The 14,087-nt window shown below is 66.5% G+C and carries 12 protein-coding genes and 1 pseudogene; 10 read left to right on the top strand and 3 right to left on the bottom strand.

All coding sequences use genetic code 11. The features are described from left to right. Positions 1–34 precede the first annotated feature (34 nt). The 8 genes from ACNQS7_RS04320 (at position 35) to ACNQS7_RS04285 (ending at position 7,359) form a co-directional block, all read left to right on the top strand. Entirely contained in the window at positions 35–1,180 is a 1,146-nt protein-coding gene (locus tag ACNQS7_RS04320) for a cation:proton antiporter (RefSeq protein ID WP_418011577.1), read from the top strand. A 160-nt stretch (positions 1,181–1,340) separates the two neighbouring features. Further along, a complete protein-coding gene (locus ACNQS7_RS04315; RefSeq protein ID WP_418011576.1) occupies positions 1,341–1,664 on the top strand; it encodes a hypothetical protein in 324 nt (107 codons plus the stop codon). A gap of 154 nt (positions 1,665–1,818) precedes the next feature. Next, positions 1,819–2,811: an Acg family FMN-binding oxidoreductase gene (locus tag ACNQS7_RS04310; RefSeq protein WP_418011575.1), complete on the top strand. Its 993-nt coding sequence runs from the start codon at positions 1,819–1,821 to the stop codon at positions 2,809–2,811. Positions 2,812–2,875: 64 nt separating this feature from the next. Then, positions 2,876–4,000, top strand: a complete 1,125-nt coding sequence (locus tag ACNQS7_RS04305; protein ID WP_418011574.1) for a 4Fe-4S dicluster domain-containing protein — start codon at positions 2,876–2,878, stop codon at positions 3,998–4,000. After that, on the top strand, positions 3,993–4,844 hold the full coding sequence (locus tag ACNQS7_RS04300) for an FAD/NAD(P)-binding protein (RefSeq protein ID WP_418011573.1): 852 nt from the start codon (positions 3,993–3,995) through the stop codon (positions 4,842–4,844). Before ACNQS7_RS04305 ends, ACNQS7_RS04300 begins: the two co-directional genes overlap by 8 nt. Beyond that, entirely contained in the window at positions 4,845–5,603 is a 759-nt protein-coding gene (locus ACNQS7_RS04295) for an oxidoreductase (RefSeq protein WP_418011572.1), read from the top strand. It abuts the gene before it with no gap. Then, positions 5,600–6,892, top strand: coding sequence for a Ni/Fe hydrogenase subunit alpha (locus tag ACNQS7_RS04290; RefSeq protein ID WP_418011571.1), 1,293 nt, complete (start codon positions 5,600–5,602; stop codon positions 6,890–6,892). Before ACNQS7_RS04295 ends, ACNQS7_RS04290 begins: the two co-directional genes overlap by 4 nt. Then, positions 6,889–7,359, top strand: a complete 471-nt coding sequence (locus ACNQS7_RS04285; RefSeq protein ID WP_418011570.1) for a hydrogenase maturation protease — start codon at positions 6,889–6,891, stop codon at positions 7,357–7,359. The genes ACNQS7_RS04290 and ACNQS7_RS04285 overlap by 4 nt, the downstream gene beginning before the upstream one ends. Here the strand turns inward: ACNQS7_RS04285 and ACNQS7_RS04280 are convergent. From ACNQS7_RS04280 to ACNQS7_RS04270, 3 genes and pseudogenes are all read right to left on the bottom strand, one after another. Then, a pseudogene (locus ACNQS7_RS04280) lies at positions 7,356–8,009 on the bottom strand (dienelactone hydrolase family protein); the annotation flags it as partial. The gene ACNQS7_RS04285 and the pseudogene ACNQS7_RS04280 sit on opposite strands and share 4 nt — an antisense overlap. An 88-nt stretch (positions 8,010–8,097) precedes the next feature. After that, positions 8,098–9,231: a hypothetical protein gene (locus tag ACNQS7_RS04275; RefSeq protein ID WP_418011569.1), complete on the bottom strand. Its 1,134-nt coding sequence runs from the start codon at positions 9,229–9,231 to the stop codon at positions 8,098–8,100. 115 nt (positions 9,232–9,346) lie between these two features. Next, positions 9,347–11,203, bottom strand: coding sequence for an AMP-dependent synthetase/ligase (locus ACNQS7_RS04270; protein ID WP_418011568.1), 1,857 nt, complete (start codon positions 11,201–11,203; stop codon positions 9,347–9,349). Positions 11,204–11,418: 215 nt separating this feature from the next. Here ACNQS7_RS04270 and ACNQS7_RS04265 point away from each other — a divergent pair, with 215 nt between their 5' ends. Beyond that, positions 11,419–12,663, top strand: coding sequence for an alpha/beta hydrolase family protein (locus ACNQS7_RS04265; RefSeq protein WP_418015876.1), 1,245 nt, complete (start codon positions 11,419–11,421; stop codon positions 12,661–12,663). Between the two features lie 14 nt (positions 12,664–12,677). Next, complete coding sequence (locus ACNQS7_RS04260; protein ID WP_418011567.1) at positions 12,678–14,081, top strand: wax ester/triacylglycerol synthase family O-acyltransferase; 1,404 nt, start codon at positions 12,678–12,680, stop codon at positions 14,079–14,081. Positions 14,082–14,087 lie beyond the last annotated feature (6 nt).

The raw sequence follows: 14,087 nt of genomic DNA, 5'->3' as shown, positions 1-14,087 counted from the left end.
AACCTCGTGCCGCGGGTCCTGAAGGTCGGATGACATGCATGGTTTCGGCTTTGCCACGTTGGCGTTGGTAACAGCCATCGGGTTCGCCGGTCCCTTGCTGGCTGCCGTACCCCGGCTGCGGATTCCGGTGGTCATCGGTGAGTTGCTCGCCGGGCTCGTCGTCGGTAACACCGGTTTCCGGATCATCGATGTCGGCGACCCTACGCTGCAATTCCTCGCGAACATCGGCTTTGCCCTGGTGATGTTCGTCGTCGGCACCCAGATTCCGGGCCGTGGCCTGCAGATGCGCTCCGCGCTGCCATTGGCCGGGGCGCGCGCCGGCTTGGTGGGCGCCGTCGCGGCGGCTCTCGGATTGTTGCTCGCCTTCGAGTTCCGCAACGGCCATGCGGCGCTCTATGCGGTACTGATGGCCTCGTCCTCAGCGGCCCTGGCATTGCCGATAATCCAGTCTCTGCAGTCACGGGCGTCTGCGGTTCTGCTGGTCTCCGCGCAGATCGCGGTGGCGGACTGTGCGTGCATTCTGCTGCTGCCGTTGGCGATTGAGCCGGATCGGGCGCTGGTAGCGGCGCTCAGCGGGCTCTCGATCGCCGCCTGCGCGGTGGCCATTTTCGTAGTACTGCGGGAATTCGATCGGCGCGGGCTGCTGCAACGACTGCACACCCATTCCAAAAAGGACCGGCTGGCCCTGGAACTGCGGACCAGTCTCCTGTTGCTCTTCGCGCTGGCGGCAGTCGCCGTCACCACCCGCGTGTCGATCATGTTGTCCGGCTTTGCTTTAGGCCTGGCAGTCGCGGCCGTCGGTGAGCCGCGGCGGTTGGCCAGACAACTGTTCGGCATCACCGAAGGGTTCTTCAGCCCGCTGTTTTTCGTATGGCTGGGTGCCTCATTGCAGGTCCGTGAGCTCGTCGCACACCCGAAGTTCGTACTGCTGGGGATCGGCCTCGGAGTGGGAGCGTTGTCAGCCCATTGCGCGGCAAGGGTGTTGGGCCAGCCGCTGACGCTTGCTGTGATCTCGGCGGCACAACTCGGCGTACCGGTGGCGGCGGCGACGATCGGCACCGAACGCCGCCTGTTCGCGGCGGGTGAGGCGGCGGCGTTGATTCTCGGTGCCCTGATCACGATCGGCGGCACTTCGATCGCAGGCCGGTTGGCGGAGCGCAAACGCGCAGTGCCGGGCTAGGGACGTTTGACCCACGCGGGCCCATGACGAAGGGCCTTGTCGCCTGGGACTTCGGCACGCCCAGCGGACGACCGAAGCACTACGGGACGATTCCGTTGGGCCCTATTGGCTGTGCTGCGCTCCTGGTCAGATTGACCCAAGGCTGATCGAGGAGGCCATAATGTCGAACTTTCGGACGAAGTCGAACTTCCGGACGAACTTCTGGTTACTCGCTACCGATCACTTCACGTTGGGCTGGCTGAGTCGGCCCGCCGTTGTGACCCTGAACATCTACCACGTCACCGACCGGCTGCACGACGGCCGCGCGGTCGACGTGCCGGGTCACCAGATCGCACCGACGGTCTCGGCGTGGCTGGCCGAACTGGGCGTCGAAAGCCCGCTGGTGGATGACCTGGCGCGGGCTGCGCAGGCGGGCGACTGGCCGGCGGTCTACGCGGTCGGCGAGCACCTCTCCGTCGAAGTCACGCTCGCCGCTGCTGCGTGAGCACCCGACGGTACAACGCCACCAGAGGCATAAAGTCCCGCCGACAAAGGACGGCATGCCCTCGTATCGGCAGCCGGATCACGCTTTGGTTGAACCAAGACCTACGTGGACAAGACCTACGTGGACAAGACCTAGGTGGAAAGGAACGCAAAGGATGAGCGCACACTCCCCGGACGAAGGCACCATCCGGACAGTCCTCACGCTGGCGTCTCGGGCGCCGTCCGTGCACAACACCCAACCCTGGCGGTGGCGGGTGGACACGTCCAGCCTGCACCTCTACTCCGACACGAGCCGGCAGCTGCCTCATACGGATCCAGACGGGCGTGACCTGATGCTCAGTTGCGGTGCCGCGCTGAATCATTGCGTCGTCGCCCTGGCCGCCGTGGGGTGGCAGGCCAAGGTGTCCCGGCTACCCAACCCGGCCGAGCCCAATCACCTTGCCGCCGTAGAGTTCATTCCGCAGGCACCCGACCAGCTGGACATCATGTTGGCTGCGGCGATGCCCCGGCGGCGAACAGACCGGCGCCACTACAGCTTCTGGCCGGTGCCGGTCGGTGATGTCGCGCTGATGACCGCCCGTGCCGCTCGCATGGGGGTGGCGCTGCATCGGGTGGAATCGATGGGCATGTTGAGCGCCGTTGTCCACCAATCGGTGTCAGCGCACGCGGCGGATCCTGACTACCTGGCCGAACTCACCGCCTGGAGCGGCCGGCACGCGTCGTCCGCGGGTGTTCCGGCGCGCAACGCGCCGACACCGGACCCGGCCGCGGCAATACCCAGCCGCCAGTTCGCCAGTGCCGCCCTGGCCATGACTCCCGATGTCTGTGCGGAGGACGACAACGGCGTGGTCCTCGCGCTCGGCACCCGTAGTGACGACCGCCTGGCGCAGCTGCGCGCCGGTGAGGCCACCAGCGTGGTGCTGCTGACCGCGACGGCGATGGGGTTGGCGAGTTGCCCGGTCACCGAACCGCTGGAGATCGAGGAGACCAGGGCCGCCGTCCGCGCGGACGTGTTCGACAACAGAAGTTATCCCCAGATGCTGTTCCGCGTGGGCTGGGCTCCCATCAATGCGGACCCGCTGCCGGCGACGCCGCGCCGGGCGCTGTCGGACACGGTGGAGTGGTTGGCCGATTCGGAAGCCCGGTAAGTGGCGGCGAATTACGGCTGCCAGCGGTTGACAGCCCCTGCCGACGTGGACGGATGATTGGTTGATGACCGGAGACGGGGGAGACGTCGGCGCTGGACTCCTGGATACCGCTGGATTGCACCGCCTTGTCGAGGTGCTGATCGAACGCGGCTACCGTGTCGTCGGTCCGACGCTGCGGGACAACGCAATTGTGCTCGCGGAATTGCAGTCGGCGAGTGAGCTGCCCCGTGGCTGGGGTGTTGAGGTGAGTCCGGGACACTACAGCCTGCGCCGGCGCGACGACGACGCGGCGTTCGGGCATTCGGCCGGGCCGCAATCGTGGAAACAGTTTTTGCACCCGCCGCGCCAGCGGATATGGGCTGGCGCCCGCGACGGTAGCGCTGTCGAGGAGCCCGAGGAGGCACCGCGTTACGCGTTCCTGGGAGTTCGCGGCTGTGACCTCGCCGCCATCGCGACTCTCGGCCGGGTGCTGGGTGGTGGCGCATATCCCGACACCTCGTTCGTCAGTCGCCGACAACGGATCTTCGTGGTTGCGGTGAACTGCACCGAACCCGGTGGGTTGTGTTTCTGCGCGTCGATGGGCACCGGACCGGCGGTGGGACCGGGATACGACCTGGCGCTCACCGAGCGCACCGACGGTGGGAGCGCGGCCCGCTATGTGGTCGAGGTGGGCACTCCGGAAGGGGCCAAGGTGCTGGCGGAGGTGCCGACGCGGGCGGCCACTGACGACGAAACCGCCGGTGCCCGTGCGGATGTCGCGAATGCCGCCCAGCGGATGGGCCGGCGGATGCCGGAGGGCGATCTGCGTAATCTGCTGCTCGACTCGAGGGAATCGCCGCAGTGGGATGAGGTGGCCAGCCGCTGCCTGACCTGCGGCAACTGCACGATGGTGTGCCCCACCTGCTTCTGCACCAGCACCGAAGACGTCACGGATCTGACCGGCGACCACGCCGAACGGTGGCGGGAATGGGCCTCCTGCTTCGAGTTCGATTTCACTTTCATTCACGGCGGTGGCAGCGTCCGTCAGTCGGGCGCGTCGCGCTACCGGCACTGGCTGACGCACAAGTTGGGCACCTGGCACGATCAGTTCGGTATGTCCGGGTGCGTCGGCTGCGGACGGTGCATCGCCTGGTGCCCCACCGGAATAGACATCACGGCCGAGATGAACAAGATGGCCGGCGATGAGTGACTGGACAACGACACCGCCCATCTCAGCGATGGACCCGTTGCCATACCGGGTCCGCAGTCGCGTTGTGGAGAGCCCGGATTCGGCCACCCTGTGCCTGGAACCCGTCGGCTCGGCGGTGCGGTCGCCGGAGCCCGGAGAGTTCATGATGTTGTACGCATTCGGCGTCGGCGAGGCGGCGATCTCGATCAGTGGTGACCCGACCGTCAAGGACGGATCCATTACGCACACGGTGCGCGCCGTCGGTGCGGTCAGCCGCGCTCTGCACGATGCCCAGCCGGGAACCATTGTCGGAGTGCGGGGTCCGTTCGGCACCAGCTGGGGGCTGGCCGAGGCCGTGGGCCGTGATCTGGTCATGGTCGCCGGCGGGGTGGGCCTATGCCCGCTGCGACCGGCGATCCTGGGCGCGCTGGCCCACCGTGAGCGTTACGGCAAGCTGATGTTGATCGTCGGGGCCCGTTCCCGGGCCGACTTCGTGTTCGTCGAACAGTTGAAGACGTGGGCGGATGACCCACGGATCGAGTTGCACCTGATCGTCGACGCGGCGACCCAGGGTTGGGAAGGGGAAGTCGGCCTGGTGACCGAACCCCTGCGCCGGCTGACCCTGGATGCCGGGCGCACCAGCGCCTTCCTCTGCGGGCCGGAGCCGATGATGCGTTTCGGCGCGGCGGAGCTGATCGCTAAAGGCATGTCCCCGCACGATATCCGGGTGTCACTGGAGCGCAATATGCAATGCGGGATCGGCTGGTGCGGGCACTGCCAGCTCGGTCCACTGCTGCTGTGCCGCGACGGACCCGTCGTGGGCTACGACGTGGCGGGGCCGCTGATGCAGGTGAAGGAGCTGTAGATGAGTCCGGTCAAATTGGCGGTGTGGAAGTTCGCGTCCTGTGACGGCTGCCAGCTGACTCTGCTGGACTGCGAGGACGAGTTGCTGACCCTTGCCGATCACGTGCAGATCGCCAACTTCGCCGAGGCCTCCAGCGCGACAACCGCAGGGCCGTACGATGTCTCGCTGGTCGAGGGCTCGGTCACGACACAACATGACGAAGTTCGGATACGTGAGATCCGGGAACAGTCGAAGATACTGGTCACCATCGGAGCGTGCGCAACTTCGGGGGGAGTGCAGGCCCTGCGCAACTTCGCCGACGTGGCTGAGTTCGCGTCGGTCGTCTACGCCAAGCCGGAATACATTGACACACTGGCGACTTCCACACCTGCCTCCGCCCACGTCAAGGTCGACTATCAGCTACAGGGCTGCCCGATCGACCGCGGCCAGTTGCTCGACACCCTGGCGGCCCTGCTGATCGGCCGCAAGCCGCGGTTGCCGGCGAAGACGGTGTGCACCGAGTGCAAGCTGCGGGGCGTCACATGCGTCATGGTCGCCGACGGCATACCCTGCCTGGGCCCGGTCACGCATGCCGGCTGCGGGGCGCTGTGTCCCCGGCACCACCGCGGGTGTTTCGGCTGCTTCGGTCCCTCCGCCGCACCGAGAACCGCGACGCTGATTCCGTTGCTGCGGCGCGACGGAATGTCGGATGCCGACGTGGACCGGGTGTTCTCGACATTCAACGTGGCACGATTCGCCGCGGAACGGGGCAAGCAGTGACTTCGGCTGACCGCACGCTGCGGGTCGCAACACTGAGCCGCGTGGAAGGTGAAGGGGCGCTTAATGTCACGCTCAAAGATGGCGCGCTGGGATCCGTCGAGCTCAATATCTACGAGCCGCCGAGGTTTTTCGAAGCGTTTCTGCGGGGACGAGCGCATACCGAACCGCCGGACCTGACCGCGCGGATCTGCGGCATCTGCCCGGTGGCCTACCAGCTCAGCGCCTGCAACGCGATCGAAGACGCCTGCGGCGCCGAGATTGACGACGAGATCGTCGCATTGCGGCGGTTGCTGTACTGCGGCGAGTGGATTCACAGCCACGTGCTGCACATCTACCTTCTGCACGCCCCGGACTTCCTCGGCTATCCCGACATCGTCAGCATGGCCCGTGACCACCGCGAGGTGGTCGAACGCGGACTGGCGCTGAAAAAGGCGGGTAATCGCCTCATGGAGTTCGTCGGCGGCAGAGCGATCCACCCGATCAACCTGCGTCTCGGTGGGTTCTATTCGGTGCCGACCAGGTCGGACCTCGAACCCATCGCACAGGAACTGCGCACGGCGCTGGACCACGCGCTGGCCACCGTCGAATGGGTAGCCGGCTTCGAGTTCCCCGACCTCGAACTGGACTATGAGATGTTGGCGCTGAGCGCATCCGGTCAATACGCGATCGAGAACGGCGTCATTGCGCGTAGCCCCGGCCCGCCCTTTCCGGTGGCCGACTTCATGGCGCACGTCGTCGAGGCGCAAGTGCCGCATTCCACTGCGCTGCACGCGACCCTGGATGGGGGTCGTTATCTGACCGGACCGCTGGCACGGTACTCACTGAACTCATCGGCGTTGTCGCCGCTCGCCGCCGAGGCCGCCCGACGCGCCGGGCTGTCAGCGCAGTGCCGAAACCCCTTCCGCAGCATCATCGTCCGAGCCGTGGAAGTCGTGTACGCCATCGACGAGGCGCTGCGGCTCATCGGCGAGTATCAGCGGCCGTCCCGACCGTTCGTCGACGTTCCGGCCCGCCCCGGCGTCGGACACGGCGTCAGCGAAGCTCCCCGCGGCCTGCTCTATCACCGGTACCACATCAGTGCGGACGGGCAGGTCTCCGCGGCGACGATCATTCCACCCACGTCGCAGAACCAGGCGGCTATCGAAGCCGATCTCAGCCGGGTGATCTCCGACAACCTGGACCTCGAGGACGCCGCACTCACCACGCTGTGCGAGAGGGTGATTCGCAACTACGACCCCTGCATTTCGTGCTCGACCCACTTCCTGACGTTGACCGTCCACCGCACGTGACCGGCACCGTTGCCGTGATCGGCCTCGGCAATCGCTACCGGCGTGACGACGGGCTGGGCGTCACTGCCGCCACGGCACTCGGCGATTTGGCGCTTCCGGGCGTTGAAGTCGTGACCGGGATCATGGATCCTCTGACGCTGCTTGATGTTTGGACGGGAGTGCGGTTGGCGGTGATCATCGACGCCGCGGTGACGACCGCCTCGACCGGCGGCCGTATCCGCTGCTGCAGCCTCGACGAACTGCTCAGCTCCGCGAAGTCGCTGAGCTCGCACAGTATCGACGTCGGCCGCACCTATGCGCTCGGCCAAGCACTCGGACGAGTGCCCGAGGCGCTACAGATCTACGCCGTAGACGCCGCCGACACCGGACACGGCGTCGGTTTCACCGCGCAGGTCGAGCAGGCCGTGCCGCAGGTGGTCGCGTTGGCCGCAGCCGAAATCATCCGCGTAACAGGTGTTTCGGGTTAGTCCTGAGACGTCGTGAGGTGACTGGTGAACCAGCCGCGCGCCAGCATCGCCACCTGTTCGAGGGTGCCGGGCTCCTCGAACAGGTGCGTTGCGCCGGGCACGACGGCGATCTTGCACTCGGCGGGGATCGCCGCGCGGGCCCGGCGGTTGAGATCCAGAACCATCTCGTCGCGTCCGCCGACGATCAACAGAGTGGGCGACTGCACGTGGCGTAACGCCGGACCCGCGAGATCGGGCCGGCCGCCACGGGACACGACGGCTGCCACCTTGACACCCGGATGCGCGGCAGCGGCCAACGCAGCCCCGGCTCCGGTACTGGCGCCGAAGTAGCCGATGGCCAGCGCCGCGGTATCGGGCTGGCCGGCGAGCCAGCCGGTGATGTCCACCAGCCGGGACGCCAGCAGTGGAATGTCGAAGACGTTGGCGCGGTCGCGTTCCTCGTCCGGTGTCAGCAGGTCGAAAAGCACTGTCGCGAAACCTGCCTCGTTGAGCATTCGGGCAACATACTGATTGCGCGGGCTGTGCCTGCTGCTTCCACTGCCGTGTGCGAACACCACGACACCCTTCGGGTGCTGAGGGATCGTCAGGTGACCTGTTATCGATACCCGCCCGGCCGGTACCACTATTTCTTCGTCACGCAGCGGTGGTTCGTTGTGCTGCTTCATAAGTCGTTCCCCTCTTTAGCGCCCGCCGAGCGTGAATCGCACGACGCGACACGCCGCCGCGGCGGCGTGTAGGTCACTGTCGCGAATCGGATGTGCTGGCCAGCCGGTCGGTGGCGACGTAACGCAGCAGGGCGGCGACACCGTCGGTGGGTGTGAGCCGGTCGTCCGCCCGAACCAGCCTGGCGCCCACGGCGAGAGCGCTGAAGGGCAGCGCCTCGTCGGCTCTGGCGACCCGCGCCACCGGTTCACCGAATTCGGACAGCGCGTCGGCGTCCGGTGCCACCGCGGTGAGCGCCGCCCCGGTGACTACCGTCGCATCGCCCAGGTCACCGACGATCAACGTCTCGACGTCGCCTTCGCGCAGCGCCGCGCAGACCGCGACGAGACCGTCGGCCGCCAACCCGGAGCCACGGCCGATCTCGGCGTCGAGCCGCTCGGCGATCTCGGCCATCTCCAAGTCGTGACGCCGGGCGAACTCGGGAGCGGTCAGCCGGAAGATCTCCGCGTAATTGACATCACCGCGGTGCCCTTCGGCGTGAAGTTGCGCCACCCGCTCCGCCACCCGTTTCGGTAGTTCGGCCAGCACGCCGGCGCGGGAACGAACCTCGCCACTCAGAAACACCACCTCCGGGTCCGCTTCGTCGACCAGATGAGTCAGGTGGTCGGCGATCGCGCGGCAGTTCATCCGGATGGCTTCCTCGGTGGTGTGCTGCTTGTCGCCGTAGCCGTTCCACCCGGCGGTTGCGGGTTTGTGCACCGGGTAGCCGGATCCCTCGACGATCGTCGAACTCGTCGCGCGGCCCTTGTACAGGGTCACATCGGCGCCGGTGTGGTCAACCGCGGCGAACACGTAAGTCGGTCGCCGCATTTCGCGTTCGACCAACGGCAGCACGTAGGGGTAGTCCGAGAGGCGGATTATCGGGGCCGGGGGAGGGCTGATCAGTTGCTCGTTGATGAGCACCTGAGCCCGCGTGACGATGACCGCCCGGCCGCGTCGTCCCACGGCCGGCTGATGGTGCAGAATCGCTTCCTCCAGCCGCTCGAGGATGCCCGCGGCGGCCCCCAGATTCTCGAGGTGCGCGCGGATATCGCGCCATTTGGCGTCCAGTTGTCCGGCCGCGTCGGCGGCATCGTGGGAGTCGTCGAAATACACCGAGGCAAACGGGCCTGCTGCTTTCGTGAGCCGCCTGAGGTGTTCTGAGAGCATGAGATCCCCTTCTCTGAGCTACTGGTGCGGCCGAGGCGGTTTCACCCGCCGACGCTATGAACGGTATGAAAGGCGAACCGGTCGGGGCAGAGTCGTAAGCCCTCCGATCGGGGTCTTAAGTCCCTGCCGTGACCGGCTCGTAGAGTTCCGCGAGGCGTTCGGCGAACTTGTCGACGACCACCTTGCGACGCAGCTTCATGCTCGGTGTGAGATCGCCCGCTTCAATCGACAGTTCGCGGTCGAGGATGGCGAACTTCTTGATCTGTTCCCATCGATTGAGCTCCGAGTTCAGTTCATCGATATAGCCCGCGATCAGGTCGCGGGTCTTCTCGTCGCGCGCGATCTCGGCGAAGGACATGCCGGACAGGCCCTGCTTCGCGGCCCAGTCGGCGATCGCTTCACCGTCCAGCGTGACCAGTGCCACGCAGTACGGCTTGGCCTCTCCGATGACGATGAGTTCACCCGCGTACGGGCAGAGGCCCTTGAACCGAACTTCGATCGCTGAGGGCGCCACATACTTGCCCTGCGAGGTTTTGAACATGTCCTTCTTGCGGTCCGTGATGCGCAGGAATCCGTCGGGGTCGATCTCACCGATGTCACCGGTGCGGAACCAGCCCTCATCGTCGAGCGCCTCGGCGGTCGCGTCCGGCAGATCGTGGTATGACGTCATCACTCCCGGCCCACGGAGCAGGATCTCGCCGTCGTCGGCGATCTTCACCTCGGTGGCCGGGAAGGGCCAGCCGACCGTGCCGAACCGGTAAGCGTTGGGCCGGTTGATGAATGAGGCCGCCGCCGTCTCGGTCAGGCCGTAGCCCTCGAGAACCACGATGCCGACCGCGTCGAACCACTGGGCGACGTTGCGATCCAGTTTGGCGGCGGCGGAGACGAAGAAACGCACCCGGCCGCCGAACCGCTCCCGAATCGTGGCGAACACCAGGCGATCCGCCAGTCGGTACGCCAGTGAGGATGCCCACGAGGGTTTTTCGCCCGCTTGCCTGGTTTCCGACACCTTCAGCCCGACCGCGATGGCCCAGTCGAAGATCTTCTTTTTCAGACCGCCCTGCTCGCCGACCATACTGACGATGCGGGCATGCGCCTTCTCGAAGATGCGGGGCGCCGCACCCATCACGGTGGGGCGTACGGCAGCGAGGTTGTCCACGATCCGCTCGACTCTGCCGTCGATGGCGGTCGGGAAACCGATCTGCAGGGGCAGTGCCAGCATCACCTTGCCGAAAGAGTGCGCCAACGGCAACCACAGGAAATTGAGATCCTCTGGGCCAAGCACATTCAACGCGTCGATGGCCGCGGCGGTGTAGGTCCAGGCCTCGTGCGTCAGCCGCACACCCTTGGGCCGTCCGGTGGTTCCCGAGGTGTAGATCAGGCTGGCGAGCCGGTTGGGGCCCACGTCCGCGATCCTGGCGTCGACGGCGTCGGGGGAGTCGGCCAGTAATCGGCTGCCCCGCCGCTCCAGTTCGTCGAGGGTCAGGACCCAGTCGCCGTCGCCGTCGCCGTCGATGATCACGACGTTGCTCACGGCCGGCAGCTCATCGCGATGTTCGAGCAGTTTGTCTACCTGCCCCCGGTTTTCGGCGACCACGACGCGGCTGCCCGAGTTGGCAACGATGTATGCCACATCGGTGGCGTTGGTCGTCGGATACACGGTGGTGGTGGCCGCACCCGCACACATCACCGCGAAATCGACGAGCACCCACTCGTAGCGTGTCGAGGAGGCGAGCGCGACGCGATCTTCCGGGGCGATGCCCAGCGCGATCAGCCCTGCGGCGATGTTCTTTACGCGCTCGCCGACCTGCTCCCACGTCACGCTCTCCCACCGGTCGTCGCGTGGGTAGCGAAAGGCTTCGGCGTGCGGGGTAGCGGCGACGCGGTTGCGGAACAAGTGTGCGACCGACGGGGCCCGCCGCTCGATCTTGCTGAGGTCCGGCCTCTCCTGTGAGGCTAGCGGTGTGTTCATAGCGCTCATCCGTGCTTTCCGAGCCGAATACCGTCTTTCGACGCTACGACGCCGGCACCGGGGGCGCGAGTGACTTAAGTCCTTTCCGGCCTGGTCATCCGTCCTCACTCGGGCGACGGACATCTGCTATGCAGGTCAAGGACTTTCGCTCGCCTGGGCGGGGTCCTAGGTCCCTACGCCGCGTCCCGGCACGGTGTTAGCGTGCCGCCATGACGATGCCCACCAGTAGCGACCAGAAGCATCCGGAGCCCTCCGGCTGGGGCGTGCCGGCCGTCGGCGGTCTGGTCGGCGCCGCGACGCCGTTCATGCACACCGGGCAGTACCTCGCCCAATCATGGCGGGACTATCTGGGTCAGACTCCCGACGAGCTCCCCATCGCCCGGCCGACCGTGGCGCTGGCGGCGCAGGCCTTTCGCGACGAGGTCGTTCTGATGGGCCTGAAGGCCCGTCGCCCGGTCAGTCGGCCTGAAGTGTTCGACCGCATCACCCGCGAGGTGCTGGCCGGTCTCGATTTCTACGGCGACAAGGGATGGTTGGACCAGCCCGAAGGCTTCTTCGTCAAGTCGCCGGCGCCCTCGGATGTCACCGTGCGAAAGGTGAAGGGGCGCAGGCGTTCGTTCTACCGCATGTTCTTCACCAGTGGCTACACGCCGCACCCGGGGGAACCTGGTGTGCAGCGATGGCAGGGCTACACGGCAAACGACCGTGAATACGCGCTGCTACTTCGTCACTCGCAACCACGGCCCTGGCTGGTGTGTGTGCACGGGACCGAGATGGGCCGGGCCGCACTGGATCTGGCCCTGTTCCGGGCCTGGAAGCTACACGACGAGCTTGGCCTCAACGTCGTGATGCCCGTTCTGCCCATGCACGGGCCCCGGGCGCGGGGCCTGCCGAAGGGCGCGGTGTTTCCGGGCGAGGATGTGCTCGACGATGTGCACGCGACGGCCCAGGCCGTCTGGGACATCCGCCGGCTGCTGTCGTGGATCCGGCTGCAGGAGCCCGATTCCCGCATCGGCTTGAACAGCCTGTCGCTCGGCGGTTACATCGCATCGCTGGTCGCCAGCCTGGAGGACGGCCTCACGTGTGCGATCCTCGGTGTCCCGGTGGCCGACCTGGTCGACGTGCTGGGTCGGCATTCGGGTCTCAGTGATGATGACCCACGCCGTCGGACGATGCGGCTGGCCGAACCTATCGGACGGATGGTGTCGCCGTTGTCCCTGACCCCGCGCGTGCCGATGCAGGGCCGGTTCATCTATGCCGGTGTCGCCGATCGCCTTGTGCATCCGCGCGAGCAGGTCAATCGCCTCTGGAAGCACTGGGGTAAACCCGAAATCGTCTGGTACCCGGGCGGTCACACCGGATTCTTCCGCTCCCAACCGGTGCAGCGGTTTGTGTGGGAAGCGCTGCAACAGTCGGGTCTGCTGGAAGGGCCCGCAAGGCTGCGTGCCCGGCCCGCCTGATCGTTCGAGTCGAGATGGATCTGCTCAGCCCGCTGGACACCGCGATGATGGCCGGGGAACTGCTGGCCAGCCCGATGCACGTCGGTGTAGTGCTGATCTTGTCGCCTCCGCCGGACGCCGGTCCCGGCTACGTAGACGACGTGTATGCGTCGGCGCTCGCGGGTGCCCAGCCGATCGACCGGCGGCTGCGCCGCTATCCGCACCGTGGTGTGGATACCGGGGGTATGTGGGTCTGGCGTGAGCCGGAATCCGTTGACCTGGAACACCATTGTCAGCGCCGGAGGTTATCCGTCGACGCCGGGGGCTTGTGGGAGTTAATCGGCGAACTGGACGCGGAGCGGCTCGACCGGTCGCGTCCGATGTGGATGTCGTATCTGATCGACGGCCTGGAACTGGGTCGCTTCGCGTTCTATGTCAAGGTGCACCACACCGTCATCGACGGCGTCGCGGGCCTGCGGATGATCACCGATGCGCTCAGCGCGGACCCGGCGGAACATGCGATGCCACCGTTCTACGCCGACCGCTGGACGGGGCCGCCGGACACATCGAGCGGGCTGGTGTCGCGGCTCACGGCGCCGCTGCGGTGGGTAGGCGGCACGGTCGGGTCCGGTGTGAGGTTGGTCGAGGGCGTGATTACCGGAATGCTGGCGACCGTCGTCGACAGTCTGGTCGCACACGTGACGACACTGCCCTTCGAGGCTCCCTATACCCGCTTCAACGGTCGCCTGGGAGCCGGGCGCGCGGTCTGCGCGGGCAGCTGGCCGCGGCATCGTATCCAGGCCGTCCAGCAAGCGGCTGGAGTCTGCGCCAACGATGTGATCATGGCGATGTTGGCGGGCGTGGTGCGGCAATGGTTGCGCGAGCAGGCGGAACTGCCCGACCGGTCCCTGGTCGCAGTGTGTCCCATTACGGTGCGGAGCCGCACCGGGCCCTCTTCGAACCAGTCTTCCGGCAACATGTTCGGCCTCTGGCTGTGCCCGCTGGGCACCGATCTGGATGATCCGGACGCCCGCCTGGAGCTGATTCATAGATCTATGGCGGCAGGAAAACGCTGGGTGGGCAAGCGCGGATCGGCGGCTTCGCTACTGACTAACGCGGGAAGTGTTGCCGCGACGGTGATTCCGCCGCTGCTGCCGGTGACGTGGCAGGGCCGTACCGGATACAACCTGCCGATCTCGCACGTGCCCGGGCCGCGCACCGAGATGTACTTCAATGGCGCCCACGTCGACGAGATCTACCCGGTATCGACTGTCTATGACGGCCAGGGACTCAACGTGACCACCTGTTCGTACGCCGACCGGGTGGGATTCGGCTTCGTCGCGGGAGCTGACGTGGTGCCCGATATCGACAGATTCATCCCGCTGACCGAGGCCTGTCTGACCGAACTCGAAGTGGCCGTGGGCGCCTGCCCCGGCTGAGTGCTC

It is taken from the genome of Mycobacterium sp. 23, assembly GCF_048287075.1.
GTDB classification, from domain to species: Bacteria; Actinomycetota; Actinomycetes; order Mycobacteriales; family Mycobacteriaceae; genus Mycobacterium; species Mycobacterium gordonae_B.
Note: the sequence above shows the minus strand (reverse complement) of the source record. Positions and strands in the feature narration are given on the sequence as shown.

Coding starts and splice junctions, on each gene's coding strand:
- ACNQS7_RS04320 (WP_418011577.1), top strand. CDS start 35: ATGCATGGTTTCGGCTTTGCCACGTTGGCGTTGGTAACAGCCATCGGG.
- ACNQS7_RS04305 (WP_418011574.1), top strand. CDS start 2,876: ATGACCGGAGACGGGGGAGACGTCGGCGCTGGACTCCTGGATACCGCT.
- ACNQS7_RS04315 (WP_418011576.1), top strand. CDS start 1,341: ATGTCGAACTTTCGGACGAAGTCGAACTTCCGGACGAACTTCTGGTTA.
- ACNQS7_RS04260 (WP_418011567.1), top strand. CDS start 12,678: ATGGATCTGCTCAGCCCGCTGGACACCGCGATGATGGCCGGGGAACTG.
- ACNQS7_RS04310 (WP_418011575.1), top strand. CDS start 1,819: ATGAGCGCACACTCCCCGGACGAAGGCACCATCCGGACAGTCCTCACG.
- ACNQS7_RS04275 (WP_418011569.1), bottom strand. CDS start 9,231: ATGCTCTCAGAACACCTCAGGCGGCTCACGAAAGCAGCAGGCCCGTTT.
- ACNQS7_RS04270 (WP_418011568.1), bottom strand. CDS start 11,203: ATGAACACACCGCTAGCCTCACAGGAGAGGCCGGACCTCAGCAAGATC.
- ACNQS7_RS04265 (WP_418015876.1), top strand. CDS start 11,419: ATGCCCACCAGTAGCGACCAGAAGCATCCGGAGCCCTCCGGCTGGGGC.
- ACNQS7_RS04295 (WP_418011572.1), top strand. CDS start 4,845: ATGAGTCCGGTCAAATTGGCGGTGTGGAAGTTCGCGTCCTGTGACGGC.
- ACNQS7_RS04300 (WP_418011573.1), top strand. CDS start 3,993: ATGAGTGACTGGACAACGACACCGCCCATCTCAGCGATGGACCCGTTG.